Source organism: Asanoa sp. NPDC050611 (assembly GCF_040654855.1).
Classification (GTDB): Bacteria; Actinomycetota; Actinomycetes; order Mycobacteriales; family Micromonosporaceae; genus Asanoa.
Genome location: NZ_JBFAIU010000009.1, coordinates 1 through 20196, shown reverse-complemented (window position 1 = coordinate 20196; position 20196 = coordinate 1). Strand labels below are relative to the sequence as shown.

The 20196-nt window shown below is 71.5% G+C and carries 17 protein-coding genes; 10 read left to right on the top strand and 7 right to left on the bottom strand.

The genetic code is table 11. The features are described 5' to 3' along the window. Positions 1-38: 38 nt before the first annotated feature. The 3 genes from AB0H87_RS02840 to AB0H87_RS02830 are packed head-to-tail and all read left to right on the top strand — an operon-like array spanning position 39 to position 3376. On the top strand, positions 39-1181 hold the full coding sequence (locus AB0H87_RS02840; RefSeq protein WP_360138528.1) for a glycosyltransferase family 1 protein: 1143 nt from the start codon (positions 39-41) through the stop codon (positions 1179-1181). 35 nt (positions 1182-1216) lie between these two features. Continuing rightward, positions 1217-2311 carry a sugar phosphate nucleotidyltransferase gene (locus tag AB0H87_RS02835; protein ID WP_360138525.1) on the top strand — a complete coding sequence of 365 codons (1095 nt, stop codon included), beginning with the start codon at positions 1217-1219 and terminating at the stop codon, positions 2309-2311. Between the two features lie 27 nt (positions 2312-2338). Further along, positions 2339-3376: a hypothetical protein gene (locus AB0H87_RS02830; protein ID WP_360138522.1), complete on the top strand. Its 1038-nt coding sequence runs from the start codon at positions 2339-2341 to the stop codon at positions 3374-3376. Between the two features lies 1 nt (position 3377). On the opposite strand, the gene AB0H87_RS02825 is transcribed toward AB0H87_RS02830, so the two are convergent. Together AB0H87_RS02825 and AB0H87_RS02820 are read right to left on the bottom strand one after the other, a co-directional pair. Next, positions 3378-4427 (bottom strand): winged helix-turn-helix domain-containing protein, encoded by a 1050-nt coding sequence (locus tag AB0H87_RS02825; protein WP_360138519.1) that lies wholly within the window; start codon positions 4425-4427, stop codon positions 3378-3380. Positions 4428-4762: 335 nt separating this feature from the next. Continuing rightward, positions 4763-5773, bottom strand: a complete 1011-nt coding sequence (locus tag AB0H87_RS02820; RefSeq protein WP_360138516.1) for a hypothetical protein — start codon at positions 5771-5773, stop codon at positions 4763-4765. A 90-nt stretch (positions 5774-5863) separates the two neighbouring features. Between AB0H87_RS02820 and cofD the strand changes: the two genes are divergently transcribed. The 3 genes from cofD to AB0H87_RS02805 all read left to right on the top strand — a co-directional run bounded on the left by cofD (position 5864) and on the right by AB0H87_RS02805 (position 10685). After that, positions 5864-6811 (top strand): 2-phospho-L-lactate transferase, encoded by a 948-nt coding sequence (cofD, locus tag AB0H87_RS02815; RefSeq protein WP_360138513.1) that lies wholly within the window; start codon positions 5864-5866, stop codon positions 6809-6811. 85 nt (positions 6812-6896) lie between these two features. After that, entirely contained in the window at positions 6897-7973 is a 1077-nt protein-coding gene (locus tag AB0H87_RS02810) for a coenzyme F420-0:L-glutamate ligase (RefSeq protein WP_360138510.1), read from the top strand. Positions 7974-8123: 150 nt separating this feature from the next. Then, positions 8124-10685, top strand: a complete 2562-nt coding sequence (locus tag AB0H87_RS02805) for a bifunctional FO biosynthesis protein CofGH (protein WP_360138633.1) — start codon at positions 8124-8126, stop codon at positions 10683-10685. Here AB0H87_RS02805 and AB0H87_RS02800 read toward each other — a convergent pair. Continuing rightward, a complete protein-coding gene (locus tag AB0H87_RS02800) occupies positions 10670-10900 on the bottom strand; it encodes a hypothetical protein (protein ID WP_360138507.1) in 231 nt (76 codons plus the stop codon). The genes AB0H87_RS02805 and AB0H87_RS02800 overlap by 16 nt on opposite strands. 512 nt (positions 10901-11412) lie before the next feature. Here AB0H87_RS02800 and AB0H87_RS02795 point away from each other — a divergent pair. Continuing rightward, on the top strand, positions 11413-11676 hold the full coding sequence (locus AB0H87_RS02795; protein ID WP_089245306.1) for a WhiB family transcriptional regulator: 264 nt from the start codon (positions 11413-11415) through the stop codon (positions 11674-11676). A 557-nt stretch (positions 11677-12233) separates the two neighbouring features. On the opposite strand, the gene AB0H87_RS02790 is transcribed toward AB0H87_RS02795, so the two are convergent. Then, positions 12234-12677: a metallopeptidase family protein gene (locus AB0H87_RS02790; RefSeq protein ID WP_089245308.1), complete on the bottom strand. Its 444-nt coding sequence runs from the start codon at positions 12675-12677 to the stop codon at positions 12234-12236. 101 nt (positions 12678-12778) lie between these two features. Between AB0H87_RS02790 and AB0H87_RS02785 the strand changes: the two genes are divergently transcribed. Beyond that, the gene (locus AB0H87_RS02785) at positions 12779-13141 is read left to right on the top strand and encodes a DUF3499 domain-containing protein (RefSeq protein WP_360138503.1); all 363 of its coding nucleotides are present in this window, start codon (positions 12779-12781) and stop codon (positions 13139-13141) included. A gap of 1075 nt (positions 13142-14216) precedes the next feature. On the opposite strand, the gene AB0H87_RS02780 is transcribed toward AB0H87_RS02785, so the two are convergent. From AB0H87_RS02780 to AB0H87_RS02770, 3 genes are all read right to left on the bottom strand, one after another. After that, positions 14217-15551 (bottom strand): FAD-dependent oxidoreductase, encoded by a 1335-nt coding sequence (locus AB0H87_RS02780; protein WP_360138630.1) that lies wholly within the window; start codon positions 15549-15551, stop codon positions 14217-14219. Between the two features lie 11 nt (positions 15552-15562). Beyond that, complete coding sequence (locus AB0H87_RS02775) at positions 15563-16909, bottom strand: aspartate aminotransferase family protein (protein ID WP_360138500.1); 1347 nt, start codon at positions 16907-16909, stop codon at positions 15563-15565. Between the two features lie 132 nt (positions 16910-17041). Beyond that, the gene (locus AB0H87_RS02770; protein WP_360138497.1) at positions 17042-17554 is read right to left on the bottom strand and encodes an Lrp/AsnC family transcriptional regulator; all 513 of its coding nucleotides are present in this window, start codon (positions 17552-17554) and stop codon (positions 17042-17044) included. Positions 17555-17714: 160 nt separating this feature from the next. Here AB0H87_RS02770 and AB0H87_RS02765 point away from each other — a divergent pair, with 160 nt between their 5' ends. Both AB0H87_RS02765 and AB0H87_RS02760 read left to right on the top strand, forming a co-directional pair. After that, positions 17715-18947: a spermidine/putrescine ABC transporter substrate-binding protein gene (locus AB0H87_RS02765; protein WP_360138494.1), complete on the top strand. Its 1233-nt coding sequence runs from the start codon at positions 17715-17717 to the stop codon at positions 18945-18947. 1 nt (position 18948) lies between these two features. Continuing rightward, positions 18949-20157 carry an ABC transporter ATP-binding protein gene (locus tag AB0H87_RS02760; RefSeq protein ID WP_360138627.1) on the top strand — a complete coding sequence of 403 codons (1209 nt, stop codon included), beginning with the start codon at positions 18949-18951 and terminating at the stop codon, positions 20155-20157. Positions 20158-20196: the final 39 nt, after the last annotated feature.

Here is a 20196-nt window from a genome sequence, read left to right as displayed (position 1 = left end):
TGGCCTGGCACACACCGCACCCTTGAGGAGCCCGCACCGTGACTTCCGGTCCGCCCCGCGTACTCGTCGACGCCACCAGCGTCCCCGCCGACCGCGGCGGTGTGGGCCGCTACGTCGACGGGTTGCTAGGCGCGCTCGGCAAGGTGATCGGCTCGGAGGTCGAGCTCGCGGTGGTCGGCCTGCGGACCGACGCGGAGCGTTACAGCCGGATGCTGCCCGCCGCCGAGGTGGTCGCGGCACCGGCCGCAGTCGCCCACCGGCCGGCCCGCCTCGCCTGGGAGCAGACCGGCCTGCCGCTGCTCGCCCAGCAGGTCGGCGCCGACGTGCTGCACTCGCCCTTCTACACCTGCCCGCTGCGGGCCGGCTGCCCCGTGACGGTGACGGTCCACGACGCCACGTTCTTCACCGAGCCGGAGCATTACGACAAATCCCGTCGCACGTTCTTCCGCAGCGCGATCAAGACCTCCCTGCGCCGCGCCCACCGGGTGATCGTGCCGAGCAAGGCCACCCGCGACGAGCTGATCCGCCTGCTCGACGCCGACCCGACCCGGGTCGACGTGGCCTATCACGGCGTCGATCCGACCGCGTTCCACCCGCCGACCGCCGACGAGAAGGCCCGGGTCGCCGCCCGGCTGGGTCTGGCCGGCACCAACTACGTGGCGTTCCTCGGTGCCAAGGAGCCCCGCAAGAACGTCCCGAGCCTGATCCGCGGCTGGGTCAAGGCGGTGCACGACCGGCCCAACCCGCCCGCGCTGGTGATCGCCGGCGGGCAGGGCCACGACGACGACATCGACCGCGCGGTCGCCGAGGTGCCCGGCCACCTGCGGCTGCTCCGGCCGGGCTACCTGCGCTACGCCGACCTGCCCGGGTTCCTCGGTGGCGCGCTCGTCGCCGCGTACCCCTCCTTCGGTGAAGGTTTCGGCCTGCCGATCCTCGAGGCGATGGCCTGCGCGGTGCCGGTGCTGACCACGCCGCGGCTCTCGCTGCCCGAGGTCGGTGGCGACGCTGTGGCGTACACCAGCGAAGATCCTGACCAGATCGCCGTCGACCTGGCGGCGCTGCTCGACGACGAGGCGCGGCGGGTGGTGCTGGCCAAGGCCGGCGTCGACCGGGCCAAGGAGTTCACCTGGGAGTCCAGCGCCGAGGTGCACATCGCTGCTTGGCAGCGGGCCCGAGGCTAGGAGCGGTGGTTGAGGCAGTCCGGCATGATGGCCCGATGCACGCCGTGATCCTGGCCGGCGGCAGCGGCACGCGACTGTGGCCGTTGTCCCGCCACCACCAGCCGAAGTTCCTCCATCTGCTCTCCGGCACCCCGATGTCGCTGCTGCAGGCGACGGCGGAGCGGGTGCTGCCGTTGGCCGGACCGGAAGGGACGATGGTGGTGACGGGCGCCGCGCACGCCGCGGCGGTCGCCCGGCAGCTCACCGCGCTGCCCGAGGAGAACATCCTGGTCGAGCCGTCGGCCCGCGACTCGTGCGCCGCGATCGGCCTGGCGGCCGCGCTGATCGCCCGGCGCGACCCGCAAGCGATCATGGGCGCGTTCGCGGCCGATCACCTGATCACCGACCCTGGCCGGTTCGTCTCGGTGGTGCGGGACGCGGTGGCCGGCGCGCAGCGCGGGCTGCTGATGACCATCGGGATCACGCCGACCCGCCCGGAGACGGGCTACGGCTACCTGCGCTGCGGTGACGAGGTCGGCCCGGGACCGGTGCGGATGGTCGAGGCGTTCGCCGAGAAGCCGGCGTACGAGCTGGCCAAGCAGTACGTCGAGGACGGCGACCACCTGTGGAACGCCGGCATGTTCGTGTGGCGGGTCGACGCGTTCCTCGCCGAGCTGGCCCGCCAGCAGCCGAGCATGCACGAGGGCCTGTGCCGGGTCGCCGCGGCCTGGGACGAGCCCGACGGCGACGAGGTGCTCGCCGAGGTCTGGCCGACGCTGACCAAGATCTCGGTCGACTACGCGGTGATGGAGGGCGCGGCCGCGGCCGGCCGGGTCGGCACCGTGCCGGGCGACTTCGGCTGGACCGACGTCGGCGACTTCCAGACGCTGGGCGATGTGCTCCCCGGCGACGCGCGCGGCAACGTGGTGCTCGGCGGCGACGCCGACGAGAAGCCCGGCGTGCTGCTGCGCGATGCCGACCGGCTGGTCGTCGTGCCGCACTCGGGTCGCCTGGTCGCCGCGCTCGGCGTCGAGAACCTGGTGATCGTGGACACGCCCGACGTGGTGCTCGTGTGCGCCCGCGAGCGCTCCCAGGACGTGAAGAAGCTGGTCGACGAGCTGAAAGCCCGCGGCGACGAAGGTTTCTGCTGATTCGCATCTGATCTTTAGGCTGAACACATGACCGCGCCGCTGCGCCATGTGGAGTTGACCGTCGCCGGCAACGAGGCGAGTGACCTGCTGCCCGTGCTCTCGCCCGCCCTGCTGGAGGCACACGGCGCCCGGCGTGGCCTGTGGACCGTGCTCGACGAAGGCCCGGTGGAAGCGTGCGTCGCCCTGCTGGTGCAGGGCCACGACGGGAGCTGGGCCGCGCACCACCAGGGCTTCGACGCCGGTCGCGAGGCCGGCCGCACGGAGGACGGCGAGGCGCTGGCCCACCGCGACGGCTGGGTCTACGTGATCGGCTCCCACTTCGGCTCGAAGGGCGGCCCGCTGCGGCCCAAGCGGGCGTTCTTCGCGCGGTTCCGCGAGGCCGACGCCGCCCGCGGGGTGGTGCGGCTGCACGTGGTGCGCAACCAGTTCCGGCTGCACCGGGCGATCAACGACGCCCTGGTGGCGGCGGACATCAGCCCGCTGCCCCCGGGTGAGCGGGTGCACCAGCGGTTCATCCGCGAGACGCAGATCCGCGGGGCGGCGAAGGCGAAGAGCTGGGTCGACCGCCTGGTCATCGGCGATCTGCCGGTCAACGTGGAGGCCGCAGCGTTCACCCCCGCCGGCACGCTGCTGCTGGGGCTCCGGTTCCCGGTCACCCAGGACGGTGAACCGATCCTCGTGGAGATCTCCGGCGTCGAAGGGATGTTCGACTCGGACCCGCGTAGCTGGCCCGCGGTCGTCCGGGCGTACGCGCTGACCGGGGTGACCCCGCCCGGTGCGCTGACGGGGTTCCGCGCGCTGACCGCGACCGACACGGGGTTCGAGGCGGTGGTGGGGTCGATCGACGCGCTGGGCAAGGGCTCGGTGCTGCTCGACGACCACCCGGCCGGCGGCGACATCACCTGCACCCATGTGCGGTTCAGCCTGGGCACGGGGACGCGGGTCGACGGGTCCGTCGTGGACGACCTGGCACCGTTCCACAACGTGGAGGGGCTCGCGGTGGTGGACGGCGAGCGCATTTACGTGACGGACGAGGACCACCGCATCGCCCTGTGGCACGACTGACCTACTCGAGCATCGCCCTTCCGAGGGGCGTCAGGGTGTGCACCATCGTGTTGCCGTCGCGGCGGCTGGCGAGCAGTCCCGCGTTGCGGAGCACGGCCGCGTGCTGGCTCGCGGCGGCCGGCGAGATGGCGAGCCGGTGGGCGATCTCGCTCGTGGAGCAGCCACCGTCGACGACTTCGAGGACCCGCGCCCGGGTGCGGCCGAGCAATGCGGCCAGGGCGTGGTGCCGGCCGGGCTCGGGCGGCTGGTCGAGCCCGCCGAGCCGGTCGACCGGGTAGACCAGCACCGGCGGGAGGTCGGGGTCGACCAGAGTGACGGGGGTGCGCGCACAGAAGAACGAGGGCACCAGCAGCAGCCCGCGGCCGTCGAGGTAGAGGTCGCGGCTGACCGGATAGTGCCGTACCTCCAGAATCTGCCCGTCCCACCGCATCGCGGGTCGCAGGCTGGCCAGCAGCCCCTCGGCGCCGTCGGCCAGCATGGCCCGCCCGCGCTGCCCACGATCGGCCTCGACGGCGCTCTCGATCCGGTTCCAGTAGGGAACGATCGCCAGCTCCCGGTAGCTCGCCATCGAGCCGGTGAGCCGATGCAGCGCGTCGGTGTCACCGCGGGCGAGCGCGGACACGCTCGGCGGCAGCCGGTTGTCGGCGGCCAGGAGGGTCAGGTCGCGCCGCAGGTTGGCGGCGGGCGTGGACCGGATGGCGTCGAACGCGGGCACCAGCCCGGCGCGGCTGTCGAACGGGGTGAGGAAGTCGGGGAAGTAGCCCTGGGGCGGGTTGAGCGCGAAGAGCAGCCGCACGCTGTCGGCGTCCGGGTTGACGCGCAGGCCGGCCGCCACATCACGCCGCCAACCGGCCAGCAGCGGGTCGCGCTCAGGCCGCCGGGCCTGGAAGAGATGAAGGCTGAGAATGAGCTCCCACACAGGATCCGCCCCGGGCGCGACCCGCGTGCGCGTGACGTCGTCAGGGGTGAAGTGGATCCGCAGCACGGTCTCGTGGACTCCGCTCGGGGGTGGGCGGGTTTCCGTGGCCAACAGCGTACCGCTGACCAGCATGTTTCAGCGGTGCCTGAAAGTTCTCGCGCTCCGGGTGCGCGTTCGCCATGCTCGTGTTAACGCCCACATCCGCGGGGCGGCATCGCCGTCCGGCCGGCCACCAACGAGGGTTCGCGACTTACGTGTCGTGGAGGTGCCGGCCGGACGAGCCCGCGCGTAGACCTTCCTCCCCAGGTCCGCGCCTGCGGCACCACCCGTCGCGACGTGGGGGGCGCGGCGGGTGGCGCCACAACTTTTCGACGCGATCGCGGTCACCATCGAAAGCAGGCGGATACGCCGCGGGGGCGGCGGGCCGGCTCGATGCCGGACCTGCCGCCCCCGCGAGGCGTATTTCGTCAGCGAACGTCGGGCCGCGTCGGCTCATCGCCCGGCGCGGCCGGCGGCGGCTGGGAGCCGGCGGTCGGCTGCTGGCTGGCCGGGTTGATCACCTGGGTCCGCTCGCCCTCGGCCGTGGGGATCGGTGCCGTGGGGGAGTCGACCCCGGTGGCCGCGGCCGGTGCCGGCGCAGCCGGTGGTGCGGTGATCGTCTGGGTGGCCTGCGGCGATCCGGCGGCGCCGGGGACCGGCGGCCAGGTTGCGGGCTCGGCGGACGCCGTCGGGCTGCCGGGCGGCACCGCGTCGGTCTGGCCGGGCGTGGCACCCGGGGCCGCCGGGGGCTGACCACCGGGGGCGGCGGGGCCACCGAGGCCCGGCGCGGCGCCCGGGTAGGCGGGCGGCGGCGGGTAGCCGGGCTGGCCGTACGCGTTCGGTGCGCCGTACCCAGGCTGACCGGGTTGTCCCTGGCCCTGGCCCTGCGGACCGGGACCGGCCGGCGGGTAGCCCGTCGGCGCGCCGTAGACGCCGGGCTGCGGCTTCGGGCGCGGCACGTAGTAGAGGGTCCGCCAGACCTTGTAGATCAGGAAGCCGGCCGCCGCGAAGATGCCGGTGTAGGCGATCCGGACCAGCAGGCCCGTGAACGCGGCGCGGATCTCGCCGTCGACCAGCGAGCCGAACAGCCACGCCAGCAGGGCGATCACGCCGAACACGGCGGAGACCGCGTACTCGGCCAGCGCCACCTGCGTGACCAGCTTCGCCCGGGGCACCGGCGGCTTCAGGTGTGTGGCCAAGAGCACGGCCAGCAGCGGCAGGACGATCGCCTCGATGCCGACGAAGTCGAAGAAGCTTCCGCCGGCCCGGCTGGAGAAACCGACATTCGCCGAATACGGCACGAGCAGATCGATGAGCCCCACGAACAGAAGGACGGCGTTGGCGCCGACGAGGACCAGCGCGATCAGCTCGCGCCAGGGTTTGGTGATCTGATTTGCCGAGGTCTGTTCGTTCGACCCGGCCTCGGGTTGGGTGGTCACGGCTCCCCCTGGGGCGATGACGGAAGATGGCTTTCGTGAGCGTAGTCGCCCGGACGCCGGGAATCCGGCAGTGTAGGTAAGGATTGCGGGATGCACATCGTCGTTTTGGCTGGTGGTATCGGCGGAGCGCGCTTTCTGACCGGCGTTCGGGCCTATGCCCGGGCCACCGGCGCCGAGGTGACGGCGGTGGTCAACGTCGGCGATGACGTGACCATGCATGGCCTCCGGATTTGTCCGGACCTCGACAGCGTCATGTATACCCTGGGTGGCGCCGCGGACCCAGAACGCGGTTGGGGTCGCGTCGGCGAGACCTGGGCGGTCAAGAACGAACTCGCAGCGTACGGCGCCGAGCCAAGCTGGTTCGGCCTGGGCGACAAGGACATCGCCACCCATCTCGTCCGCAGCCAGATGCTCAACGCCGGTTACCCACTGTCAGCGGTGACCGAGGCGCTGTGCCAGCGCTGGGAACCCGGTGTGCGTTTGCTGCCAGCCACCGACGACCGCTTCGAGACGCACGTGGTGGTCGACCTCGACGGCGAGAAGGCCATCCATTTCCAGGAATGGTGGGTACGCCACCGCGGCGACGTGCCGACCCGCCGTTTCGTGTTCGTCGGCGCGGACACGGCGAAGCCGGCCGCCGGCGTGCTGGAGGCGCTCGCCACCGCCGACGTTGTGCTGGTCGCGCCGAGCAACCCGGTCGTCAGCATCGGCCCGATCCTGGCCGTGCCGGGCCTGCGCGAGGCACTGTCGGGCGGCACCGCACCCGTGGTCGGCGTGTCGCCGATCATCGGCGGCAGCCCGGTCCGCGGCATGGCCGACAAGTGCCTGTCCGTCCTCGGCGTGCCGTGCACGGCGGCCGCGGTCGGCGGCATGTACGGCGCCCGCGGCACGACCGGAATCCTCGACGGCTGGCTCGTCGACAGCACTGACGCGGGCGCGGAGGTGCCGGGCGTCACGGTCCGGGCCGTGCCGCTCTGGATGACCGACGAGCAGGCGACGACCGAGATGGTCCGCGCCGCCGTCGACCTGGTTCGATGAGGGCGACGTGGTCCGTTGTGACGCGGCCGCGTCACGACCTGTGCGGATCTGGATCGGCCCGGCGGCGGGCGGCGGGGGAGTGGGCATGCGGCTAGAGGTGCTGCCGGTCGAGGGCATCGGCGACGTACGCCCCGGCGACGACCTCGCCGCGGCGATCACCACCGCCGCACCGTGGCTGCGGGACGGTGACGTGCTCGTGGTGACGAGCAAGATCGTGTCGAAGGCGGAGGGCAGCCTGGTCGACGTACCGGTCGACGGCGACGAGCGCACCGCGGCCCGCGAGGAGGTGCTCCGCGCGGAGACGGCCCGCCCCGTGGCCCGCCGCGGCCAGACCCGCATCGTGCAGACCCACCACGGCTTCGTGATGGCCTCCGCGGGCATCGACGCGTCGAACGTCGACCGCGCCCACCTGGTGCTGCTGCCCAAGGACCCGGACGCCTCGGCCCGCGCGCTCCGCACCACGCTGCGCGAGCGACACGGCCTCGACGTGGCCGTCGTGATCTCGGACACGATGGGCCGCCCGTGGCGCAACGGCCTCACCGACGTGGCCCTCGGCGCCGCCGGCGTCCCGGCCATCCGCGACCACCGCGGCGAGGTCGACCCGTACGGCAACGAGCTCTCCATCACCCAGATGGCCGTGATCGACGAGCTGGCCGCCGCCGGCGAGCTGGTCAAGGGCAAGTGCGCCCAGGTGCCGGTGGCCGTGGTGCGCGGTTACCTGGACACCCCCCTTCCCATCGCCGACGGCGCGGGCGCCACCACGCTGGTCCGCGGCGCCGACCAGGATCTCTTCTCCCTCGGCACGGCCGAGGCCCGCGCCGAGGGACTCCGCGCCGCCGCCCGCCTGACCGACGGCGACCGCCCTCCCTTCCCCGCGCTCGACGAACCCGACGTCGCGAAGGCGGTAGCCCGCGCGCTCGCCACCATCGCTCCGGGTTCCGGGACGAGGTTCGACATCGACCCGCACTCGGCCGCCGCGGCGCCCACTCGCTACCTGATCGTCGGCCGTCCGGCGAACCCCACGAGCGCTGCCGCGCTCGTGTCACTGGGCGTGGACGTGCAGCGCCTTCGTGCCGCGCTGGCCGCGGAAGGGCTCGGCTCCACGATGGAGACCATCGAGGACGGTGGCTATGGACCGCGCGTCGTGGTCATGGTCGGTTGAGGCGACGGCTCTCGTCTGGGGCTGTGTTCGCTCATACCCGTTCGTACCGGCCTGGGGTCGCGGGGTTCACCCTTCGTCCAAGATTCTTGGCGGGTGACCGCCGCCACGGAACGTGTCGTAGGTAGCGCCTACTCTTCAACGGTGGCTGATCTGATCCCGACCTCGCCCCCGCCGCCCACCGCGGCGAGCATCCGGCGGGCGCTCGCGCGCGCCGCCGACGGGAAAGCGCTCGACCAGGGCGAGGCCGCCGATCTGATGGCCGCCCGCGGCGACGCGCTCGACGAGCTGCTACGCATCGCCGCCGGCATCCGCGACGCGGGTCTGCGTGACGCCGGCCGGCCGGGCGTCGTGACGTACTCCCGCAAGGTCTTCATTCCGTTGACCCGCCTCTGCCGGGACCGTTGTCATTACTGCACCTTCGCGACCGTGCCGCACCGGCTGCCGGCCGCCTTCCTCGACCGCGACGAGGTGGTGGCGATCGCCCGCGAAGGCGCGGCGCAGGGTTGCAAGGAGGCGCTGTTCACGCTCGGCGACCGGCCTGAGGAGCGCTGGCCGGCGGCGCGCGAGTGGCTCGACGCGCGCGGCTACGACTCGACGCTCGACTACGTGCGGGCCAGCGCGATCGCCGTCCTCGAGGAGACCGGCCTCCTACCGCACCTCAACCCGGGCGTGCTGAGCTGGGCCGAGCTGCAGCGGCTCAAGCCGGTCGCGCCGAGCATTGGCATGATGCTGGAGACCACCGCGACCAGGCTGTGGTCCGACAAGAGCGGCCCGCACTTCGGCTCGCCCGACAAGGAGCCCGCGGTCCGCCTCCGGGTGCTCGACGACGCGGGCCGGGTCGGCGTGCCGTTCACCACCGGCATCCTGATCGGCATCGGCGAGAACCTGGTCGAACGCGCCGACTCGCTGTTCGCTATCCGCCGCTCGGCGCGCGAATACGGCCACATCCAGGAAGTCATCATCCAGAACTTCCGGGCCAAGCCGGACACCGCGATGCGCGGCATGCCCGACGCCGAGCTGCTCGACCTCGCGGCCACGATCGCCGTCGGACGCGTCATCCTCGGCCCGGGCGCCCGCATCCAGGCACCACCCAACCTCATCGAGGGCGAATACGACCTCCTCCTGCGCGCCGGCATCGATGACTGGGGCGGCGTCTCGCCGGTGACCCCCGACCACGTCAACCCGGAACGTCCGTGGCCGATGATCGACGAGCTGGCCGCCCGATCGGCCGCGAGCGGCTTCACGCTGCAAGAGCGACTGACGATCTATCCCGAGTACGTGCGGCGCGGCGACCCCTGGCTCGACCCGCGGCTGGCGGGCCACGTGGCGGCGCTGGCCGACCCGGCAACGGGGCTGGCCGCGGAGGGCGTCCTCCCGGTCGGCCGGGCGTGGCAGGAGCCCGACGAGGCGTTCGTGCCGGGCGGCCGCACCGACCTGCACGCGACGATCGACACCACCGGCCGCACGGGCGACCGCCGGGGCGACTTCGACTCCGTCTACGGCGACTGGTCCGAGGTGGCGGACCGCATCGCACCGGAAGCGGTCCAGCTCGGCAGCCGCGGCGCGGGCGCCGGCCTGGCGGCGGCCTCCGGCGCGATCGAGCGCCGGCCGTCCGACGTCCTCGAAGGCCTACGCCTGGCCGCCACCGACCCGGCGGCGCTGCTCGAGGAGCGCCACGAGGCGGCGGCCATGGCGCTGTTCACCGCCGACGGCTCGGCCCTCGACGAGCTGTGCCGGATCGCCGACGACCTCCGCCGCGACACGGTCGGCGACGAGGTGACCTACGTGGTCAACCGCAACATCAACTTCTCCAACGTCTGCTACGTGGGTTGCCGGTTCTGCGCGTTCGCGCAACGAGAGCGCGACGCGGACGCCTACCGACTATCCGTCGACCAGGTGGCCGACCGCGCCGAGGAAGCCTGGGCCGCGGGCGCCACCGAGGTCTGCATGCAGGGCGGCATCGACCCGAAACTGCCGATCACCGCTTACGCCGAGATGGTCCGCGCCATCAAGCAGCGCGTGCCGGGCATGCACGTCCACGCCTTCTCGCCGATGGAGATCGTCACCGGCGCGGCCAAGGCCGGCATGCCGGTCCGCGAATGGCTCGAGACGCTGCGCGACGCGGGCCTCGACACGATCCCGGGCACGGCGGCGGAGATCCTCGACGACGACGTGCGGTGGGTGCTGACCAAGGGCAAACTACCGGCGGCGACGTGGGTCGAGGTGGTCTCGACGGCACACGAGCTGGGCATCCGGTCCAGCTCCACGATGATGTACGGGCACGTCGACCACCCCCGCCAATGGCTGGGCCACTTTCGGGTGCTGGCGTCCGTGCAGGACCGCACAGGAGGCTTCACGGAGTTCGTGGCGCTGCCTTTCGTGCACACGAACGCGCCGATCTACCTCGCGGGCATCGCCCGGCCGGGGCCGACGTGGCGGGAGAACAGGGTCGTGCACGCGATGGCCCGCGTGCTGCTACACGGCCGGATCGCCAACATCCAGTGCTCCTGGGTGAAGCTGGGCGACGAGGGCACGGTCGCCATGCTCAACGGCGGCTGCAACGACCTCGGCGGCACGCTGATGGAGGAGACGATCTCGCGGATGGCGGGCTCGGCCAACGGCTCATCGCGGACGGTGGAGCAACTCAAGGCGATCGCCGCGGCGGCGGGGCGACCGGCGAAGGAGCGCACGACCGCCTACGGCATGCGGTAGCGAGGCAAGGTGGCGGAGCCGCCCGCGGGTTGCGCGCGGGCTCTGGCGTGGGCCGTCCGAAGGGGCAGCACGACCGCCTCGCCGACGGAGGAGAGGTCGTTGACGTAGCCGGCGTGCGGTGGCGCCGCAACCTCGGCGAGGCGGGGTAGCTGCCCGGCGTGGCCGCGCGAGCTCGGCCGCAGTTCTTTTACCGCAGTGTCGACGAGCAGCGTCACGTTGGGATTCTCGACCGCCATGTGATCCCTGCGGGCGGTCAGAGGTGTGGTGAGGGGCCCGGCGCCGCACCGGATGGCCAGTTTGGACGTTGACCCGAGCGGGGTACAAAGGGCCAACTCCGGCGCAAGATCCACCCTCGCGCGGGACGCTCACGACCGGGGGACTAGCGGAGGGCGGGTGGATCAAGGTACGGCTGTCATGGTTTGATCTGTTATGTGCGGTTGTGGCGGCTGAGCTGGTGGGAAAGTGGTCGATCGAGCGTTACCCGCCTGGGGTCTGGATCGGTAGGGACCCGAAGGACCACGGCGCCATCCCGCGAGTCGTACACGGCGCGCCGGTGAGTGGGCCTATTTATCAGGTTCCGCTTGACGACGCACGCATTACACGCGTGTAATTTCACTGGGGTCGTTCGAACGGGACATGACAAATCGGACCGTACGGGCGAAAATGTCGGGCCTTCCGCGAGGGGGTTACGCCGGCCATGGGCCGGCGTGCGAAAGGAGGCAACGTTATGGATGGTGGCCGTGTCGAGGTCGCCGACCTGCTAGGCAATGCGCCGGAATGGCAGGAGCGAGCACTGTGCTCGCAGACCGACCCGGAAGCGTTCTTCCCGGAAAAGGGTGGTTCGACCCGCGAGGCCAAGCGCATCTGCTCGCGCTGCGACGTGAAGGCGGAGTGCCTGGAATACGCGCTGGGCCACGACGAGCGGTTCGGCATCTGGGGTGGCCTGTCGGAGCGCGAGCGCCGCAAGCTGAAGCGCCGCGTCGTCGCCTGACCCAGCGGGCAACTAACCAAGCTCGCGACCGGCGCGGAGGGGGAACCCGCGCAGTGCGACAAGATCATATCGGGGACCGAGGGCCATCATCGTGCGAACGATGCGGGCCCTCGACCGCATCCAGGGGTGCGCGACGGCATTCAGGGCCGCGGGATCGTGCCAGGGCCGCGACCGCGTTCAGGGCCGCGGGATCGTGCCAGGGCCGCGACCGCGTTCAGGGCCGCGCGACCGCGCCAGGGCCGCGCGACCGCCATCGCCGCCGGCGGGCCGCGTCGTCGAGGTATCGGGCAGCCACCCGGCGCGATCGCGACGTGGAGTTAGGAGCGGCTGAGAGCGGCCGAGACCTGGCACATGGGCGGGGAACCGAGAGCGATCGCCTCGGGGGTGGATGCGGGCCTTCGATCGCATCGACCGCCGACGACCGCGGACCAGGCAAATATCAGTGCACAAGATCCAGCCCACACTCGGGCCGAACGCCGGGAGGCGATGCTCGCCGTCGATCGCATCCAGAGCAGATAAATCGGCGGGCGCCTATCGAGGTCAGCCGACGATCCCGCTCAGCTCAACTCGTCAGGATCCAGCCCCAACAAATTCGCCACTTGCTCGATGATCACGTCGTGGACCAGGTCGGCGAGATCGTCGTGGTCCATCGCGCGGAATTCGAGCGGCCGCCGATAAAGCACGATCCGTGGTGCCATGTCCGCCCGCCCGGGGCGCCCGGGCAACAGCCGGGCCAGGGGCACCTCGCCGTCCTCCAGCACGTCGGTGTCGTACACGTTCAGCTCCGGAGGCACGTCCTCCACCGCGAACTCGACGCCCGCAAGCTCCTTGGCGAACCGGTGCTCCAGGGTCTCGACCGTGTCCAGGACAAGATCATCGAAGATCTCGGCCTTCGTGCGGGCCAGCGGTACGGTCGCAGGAACCAGCCGCCCCCGTAGCCCGCGCCCATGACGGTCGCGGCGCCGCCCGGACGGCGGCCGGCGGTTGGCCGGGCTGGTCATCGCACACCTCCTGCAGAAAAGCAGCCTCAGCCTAGCCCTGCGATCGGCGTGTCGCGGCGGAAGGCGGGGCAACGTCCGGGCGGGGGCGATAACGTGCCGCCGTGAGGTCTCCACGGCGTTGCTCCAGAAACGGCTGCCCCCGGCCGGCTGTCGCCACGCTGACCTACGTTTACCACGAGTCGACGGCCGTGGTCGGCCCCCTCGCCGCCTTCGCCGAACCCCACACGTACGACCTCTGCGAGACCCACGCCCGCTCCCTGACGGCCCCCCGGGGCTGGGAGGTCGTCCGGCACGAGGGCGCGTTCGAACCCCCGCCGCCCACCACCGACGACCTGGTCGCCCTTGCCGACGCGGTCCGCGAGGCCGCCCGCCCCGGCCGCTACGACGACTTCGACGACCTCCCACACGCCGGCCACCAACAAGGCCGCCGCGGCCACCTCCGGGTCATCCCACCCAGCCAGTAGAGCCAAGATCAGTTCCGATCATGATCTTGTCCCGGGTCCGCGGTGGTGCGGACCGTCGCTCCCGCCGGACACCGGGCCGGGCCCCAAGGGGGCCCGTCCCTGCCAGGCCCGCGCCACACAACCAACCCGCCGTCGGTCCCGCCGGACACCGAGCCGGGCCCCAGTGGGCCCGTCCCGGCCGGGCCCGCACCACACCACCAACCTCGCCGGCCACAACGGCGCCGCCGGTGCCGAAGCCGTCGGCTAGGCCCCTGCCGATCGGCCTGTATCCAGGGCGGCGCTCGGTCGACGACCAGCGCGACCCCCGCCCCCGCACCAGACGCCGGCGTAAACGGCGCCGAGTCCCAGGCGACCGCCGTCGCGAGAGGGCGCATCCTGACCGAATGCATCCGCCCAAACGCACACGAAGGTCGCTGGTCTTGGGGTGCTTCAGCCGGCACGTGTCCGCGGCCTGCCAGCACGGCGGTTGGTCGTCGTAGCCGTGGTATCTGCGTCACGGTCATGAAGGCGGGTCCGTGCGCCGCGGGGTGGGCCAAGCATCCGATACCTGTCCGTCCCAACGCGGCGGCTGGCCGTCGTAGCCGCGGCATCTGCGTCACGGGTATGAAGGCGGGTCGGTGCGCCGCGGCATGGGCCGAGCAGCCGATACGGGCCTAGCGGGCTCCCGCCCGCGCAGGGCGTCGGGACGCCCTGGACACGGCAGCGTCGTCGTCGAGGTCCCATCTGTCGGCCGCCGACGGGCTGGCCCGGTGGCGTGCGTAGGCCGCCGGGCGGGTCGCGGCATCGGCCCGAGGTTGGGCCGCAACGCCGGGTTCGGCTACGCCGGAGCGGCTGTAGGTCAGGCCTGCCCGGAGGACTGTGGCGGACCCGGGCCGGCGCCCAAGGGGTGCGGCTCCCGACCTGGTGTCGGACCGACCCAAACTGGGTCGGCCGCGGTTCTGGATGGCCCTGGCCGGCCTGAAAGATCTGTATTGCCTGGCGGGCGTGGTGCGGCTTCGCACAGGTCGGCCGGCAGGCCCGGGATCGATCGGGACGTGGCACACAACGCACCGAGAAAGCCCATTGCCCCGCAGCTTCAGTGGCCGATCAAGCGCTCGATCAAATGTGCCCGGCGCGAAGCCCGCCCGGTCCGCGACTCGGCAGCGTCCGCCGCGGCGGTCGCCCGGAGGGCCGCGTTGATGCCCAGCCACCGCAACGGCTCCGGCTCCCACTGCCGAGACCGATGCCCCACCCAAGGCATCCGCACCAGGTCCGAATCGACCCCGAGGATCAAATGCGCCAGCGTGCGCCCAGCCAGGTTGCTCGTGCCCACCCCGTCACCGACGTAGCCGCCCGCCCACGCCAAGCCAGAAGCCGGGTCCAGGCCCACCGACGCCGTCCAGTCCCTGGTCACCCCCAGCGGCCCGCCCCACGTGTGTGACACCGGCGGCAGCGGGCCGAGCACCGGGAAGAGCTCCCCCAACGTCCGTCGTAGCGCCAGGAAGACCGCCGGTTCCTGGTCGAAACTTGGCGACACCGCGGAGCCGAAGTGGTACGGCGCACCGCGCCCCCCGAACGCCAGCCGGTCATCGGCCGTCCGCTGGCCGTAGATGATCATGTGCCGGAAGTCCGAGAACGTTTCCCGGTCCGCCAGCCCGATCGACGACCACGTCGACGACGGCAGCGGCGGCGTCGCCACCATCAGCGAGTAGATCGGCGCCACCGCGCGCCCGTAGCCGGGCAGCGCCGACGTGTAGCCCTCCGTCGCCCGGACGACCACCGGCGCCCGCACCGTGCCGACGGGAGTGACCGCGGCGCCCGGCCGCACCGATGTGACCGGCGTGGCCTCGTAGATCGAGACTCCCCGCGCCGCGACCACCGCGGCCAGCCCGCGCACCAGTGCCGCCGGCTGGATCGCCGCGCAGTGCGGCGTGAAGACGCCACCCAGCACCGACGTCGCACCGAGGCGGGCGGCAGCGGCCTCAGCCGTCAACAGCGAGAGGTCGTCGAAGCCGAACGACGCCGAGGTGGTCACGGCCTCCGCGGCGCGGGCCAACTGGGCCGGCGACCGGGCCACCACCACCGTCCCGCCCTTGTGGAAGTCGCAGGCGATCCCCTCGGCCGCGCACACCCGCCCGACCTCGTCCACCGTCGCGTTCATCGCCCGCTGCAGCGACACGGCGGCGGACCGCCCGTACCGCCGGGCCAGCGCCGGCAGTGACGTCGGCAGCAGCGCCGAGCACCAGCCGCCGTTGCGGCCCGACGCGCCGAAGCCCGCGTACTCCTTCTCCAGCACCGCGATCCGCAGCGACGGGTCCGCCGTGATCAGGTAGTACGCCGTCCACAGCCCGGTGAAGCCCGCGCCGACGATCGCGACGTCGAACGAGGAGGAGCCGGGCAGGGGAGCGCGCCCCGCCGGGGGTGGGCCCATCCAGAACGAGATCACAGGCGCTGCCACGCCTCCGTCAGCACCGTGCGCAGGATCTGCTCCATCTCGTCGAACTGTGCCTGCTCGCAGATCAGCGGCGGCGCCAGCTGCACCACCGGGTCGCCGCGGTCGTCGGCCCGGCAGTAGAGGCCCGCCTGGAACAGCGCCGACGACAGGAACCCGCGCAGCAGCCGCTCGGACTCCGCCTCGTCGAACGTCGCCCGGGTCGTCTTGTCCTTGACCAGCTCGATCCCGTAGAAGTAGCCGTCACCGCGGACGTCACCGACGATCGGCAGGTCCAACAGCTTCTCCAAAGTGGACCGGAACGCGCCTTCATGAGCACGCACGTGCCCGGTCAGGTCCTCACGCGCGAACACGTCCAGGTTGGCCAGCGCCACCGCGCACGACACCGGATGCCCGCCGAACGTGATCCCGTGCGCGAACATCTCCGTCTCCGACAGGAACGGCTCGATCAGCCCGTCCCGCGCGATCATCGCGCCCAGCGGCGCGTACCCCGACGTCAGTCCCTTGGCGGTCGTGATGATGTCCGGCTGGTAGCCGTATCGTTCGGCGCCGAAATAATGACCGAGCCGACCCCAGGCGCAGATCACTTCGTCGGACACGAGCAACACGTCGTACGCGTCGCAGATCTCCCGGACCCGCTCGAAGTAGCCGGGCGGCGGCGGGAAGCACCCACCCGAGTTCTGCACCGGCTCCAGGAACACGGCGGCGACCGTGTCGGGCCCCTCCCGCTCGATCGCCCGCGCGATCTCGTCCGCCGCCCACCGTCCGAAGTCGACAGCCGAGTCGCCATGCTCCGGCGCCCGGTAGAAATTGGTGTTGGGCACCTTGATCCCACCGGGCACCAGCGGCTCGAAGTCCGACTTGATCCCGGGCAGCCCGGTGATCGACAGCGCACCCATCGACGTGCCGTGGTAGGCGATGTGCCGACTGACCACTTTGTACTTGGTCGGCTTGCCGACCCGCTTGTAGTAGGCCCGCGCCAGCTTCCACGCCGACTCCACCGCCTCGGACCCGCCGGTCGTGAAGAACACCCGGTTGAGATCGCCGGGGGTCAGGGAGGCGATCCGGGACGCCAGCTCGACCGCCGTCGGGTGGGCGTAGGACCAAAGGGGAAAGAACGCCAGCTCGGATGCCTGCTTGGCGGCCGCGTCGGCCAGCTCGTGACGACCGTGCCCGGCCTGCACCACGAACAGGCCCGAGAGCCCGTCGAGGTACCGACGCCCCTGCGCGTCCCAGACGTAGGCACCCTCGCCACGGACGATCGTGGGCACCTCCCCGTCGCGGTAGCTGGACATCCGGGTGAAGTGCATCCACAGGTGGTCCGTGGCGTTGGCCATCGTGCTGCCCCATCGCGTCGTCGTGCGCGCGCCGGCGTGCGCCCGCACTACCTGCCACGGTTATCGCACGAAATCGCGGTCGCAGGCAAGCTTTTTCGCTGGCCTAAGCAGAAATCGCCACGAAATCCGAAGTCACGCCGTACCCCATGAATAGGTCTGCTTGCGCAGTTTGAGATAGACGAACGCCTCCGTCGACACTACGCCCTCGACCGCCCGCAGCCGCTTGAGGATCGCCAGCAGGTGGTCGTCGTCGCGGCAGACCACCTCGCACAGCAGGTCGAACGAACCCGCGGTGATCACCACGTAGTCGACCTCGTCGAATGCCGCCAGCCGGTCGGCCACCTGCTCCAGGTCGCCGGAGATGCGCAGGCCGATCATGGCCTGCCGCGGGAAGCCCAACTGGAGCGGATCGGTCACCGCGACGATCTGCATCACGCCGGCGTCGAGCAGCCGCTGCACCCGTTGCCGCACCGCCGCCTCGGACAGGCCGACGGCCTTTCCGATCGTCGCGTACGGCCGGCGCCCGTCTTCCTGCAACTGTTCGATGATCTGTTTCGCGACCTCGTCGAGCAGCGCGTGGCTGGCCCCTTCACGAACCACGACCCGGCGCACGCCAGGACCAGCGCCGTTGCCCGACATGCCCATACCGGGTTCTCCTCACGTTGGGATTTCGACCGCAAGTCTTCCGCATTTCGTCGTGAATCACGAGTGCCGCAACGGAATCCCTTGTGACAGGGGTTTGCGCATGTCAGGATCGGTCGTCGTCTAGCTTTCCCCCCGACTAGGCCACCCCGGGAGCCCCTCGATGCGCAACCGCTCGCAACCGCCGCTGTCGCCCGAGGCCGCGGCCCTGCTTTCGTTCACGCGCTCCTCCCTGTCCCGCCGCACCCTCATGCGCGGTGCCTTCGCCACCGGCGCGATCGCTGTTTCCGGCGGCGCGCTCGCGGCCTGCGGCACCAAGGGCGCGCAGCAGACCGAGGCGAGCTGCGTCAGTGAAGATCTGTCCGGCACGGAGAAGACGCTCACCGTCTCCAACTGGCCGCAATATATCGACGTCGACGAGAAGGACGAGTCGAAGCGTCCGACGCTCGCGGCGTTCGAGCAGAAAAGCGGCATCTCGGTCAGCTACACCGAAGACATCAACGACAACAACGAGTTCTTCGGCAAGGTGCAGAACCAGCTGACCGCGTGCCAACCGACCGACCGCGACGTCGTCGTGCTGACCGACTGGATGACCGCGCGGATGATCCGGCTCGGTTGGTTGCAGAAACTCGACACCGCGAAGATGCCGAACTTCCAGAAGAACCTGTTGCCCTCGCTCAAGGGGCGGCCGTTCGACAAGGGCACCGAGTACGCGGTCCCGTGGCAGTCCGGCCTCGCCGGGCTCGCGTTCAACGGCAACGTCGCCAAGGAGATCCGCACCGTCGACGAGCTGCTCACCCGGCCCGACCTCAAGGGCAAGGTGACCGCGCTGACCGAGATGCGCGACACGATGGGCCTGGTCCTGCTCTCCAACGGGCACGACCCGTCCAACTTCACCAAGGCCCAGTTCGACGACGCGATCAACAAGCTGCAGAAGGCGGTCGACGCGGGGCAGATCCGCCGGTTCACCGGCAACGACTACGCGCCGGAGCTGGCCAAGGGCGACATCGCCGCCTGCATCGGCTGGTCCGGTGACATCATCCAGCTCGGCCTGGAAGACGAGAAGATCAAGTTCGTCGCACCCGACAGCGGCGTGATGCTCTTCTCCGACAACTCCTCGGTGCCCAACAAGGCCACGCACAAGGCCAACGCCGAGCAGTTCCTCGACTACTACTACGACCCGGCGGTGGCGGCCGAGGTGGCGGCCTACGTCAACTACATCTGCCCGGTCAGCGGCGCCAAGGAGGCGATGGAGAAGATCGACCCCGACCTGGCCGCGAATCCGCTGATCTTCCCGGACGACGCGTTGCTCGGCAAGGCGAAGGTCTTCAAGGCGCTGACCGAGTCCGAGGAGCGGGAGTACGAGTCGGCGTTCCAGAAGGTCATCGGTGCCTGAGATGGCCGGCACGGCGGCGGGCGAAGGCGACCTGCGCATCATCGGCGTCACCAAGCGGTTCGGCGAGTTCACCGCGGTCGACGACCTGACCCTCACCGTCCCGCAGGGCGCGTTCTTCGCGCTGCTCGGCGCTTCCGGCTGCGGCAAGACCACCACGTTGCGGATGGTCGCCGGTCTGGAGGAGCCGACCACCGGCGAGGTCCGGCTCGGCGACCGCGACATCACCCGCCTGCGGCCCTACCAGCGCCCGGTCAACACGGTGTTCCAGAGCTACGCGCTCTTCCCACACCTGGACGTGTTCGAGAACGTCGCGTTCGGGTTGCGCCGTCGCAAGGTGCGCGAGGTCGCCGCGCAGGTCGAGCGGATGCTCGCGCTCGTGCAGCTCGAGGGCTTCACCAAGCGCCGCCCGGCCGAGCTGTCCGGTGGCCAGCAGCAGCGGGTCGCGCTGGCCCGCGCGCTGATCAACCACCCGCAGGTGCTGCTGCTCGACGAGCCGCTCGGCGCCCTCGACCTCAAGCTGCGCCGGCAGATGCAGATCGAGCTCAAGCGCATCCAGACCGAGGTCGGCATCACGTTCGTGCACGTCACGCACGACCAGGAGGAGGCCATGACGATGGCCGACACCGTCGCCGTGATGAACGCCGGCCGGATCGAGCAGCTCGGCCGCCCCGCGGAGATCTACGAATACCCGGCCACCGCGTTCGTCGCCAACTTCCTCGGCCAGTCCAACCTGCTGGCCGGGGACGCCGCCGGGCAGTCCGGCGGTGACGTGCTGGTCTCGGCGTACGAGCAGCGCTTCGCCGTGCCGGCCGCCCGGGCGCGCGCCGACCAGGGTCCGGTCTTCCTCGGCGTACGCCCGGAGAAGCTCGCCCTGGTCGCGGACGCCGCCGCCGTGCCGGCCGGGCACCAGTCGGTGGCCGGCGTGGTCACGGACTCGTCCTACATCGGCGTCAGCACGCAGTACCTGGTCCGCACCGGCTGGGGCACGGAGCTGGCGGTGTTCGCGCCCAACTCGGGCGCGGCGGCACCGCTGGCGGTCGGCGCCGAGGTGACCGCGCACTGGGCACCCCAGCACGCGTTCCTGCTGCGCCGGGAGCCCGGCGAGGGCGACCGCACCACTCCCGTGCTCGACACCCCCGACGCGGTCGGGGTGGAACGCGGGGCGCGCTGTGCATCCAGCCGCTGGACGCCAACGCGCAGGCACCGCTGATGAAGCGGGCCATCGAAGCCGGTGCGGCGGTCCTTTCGC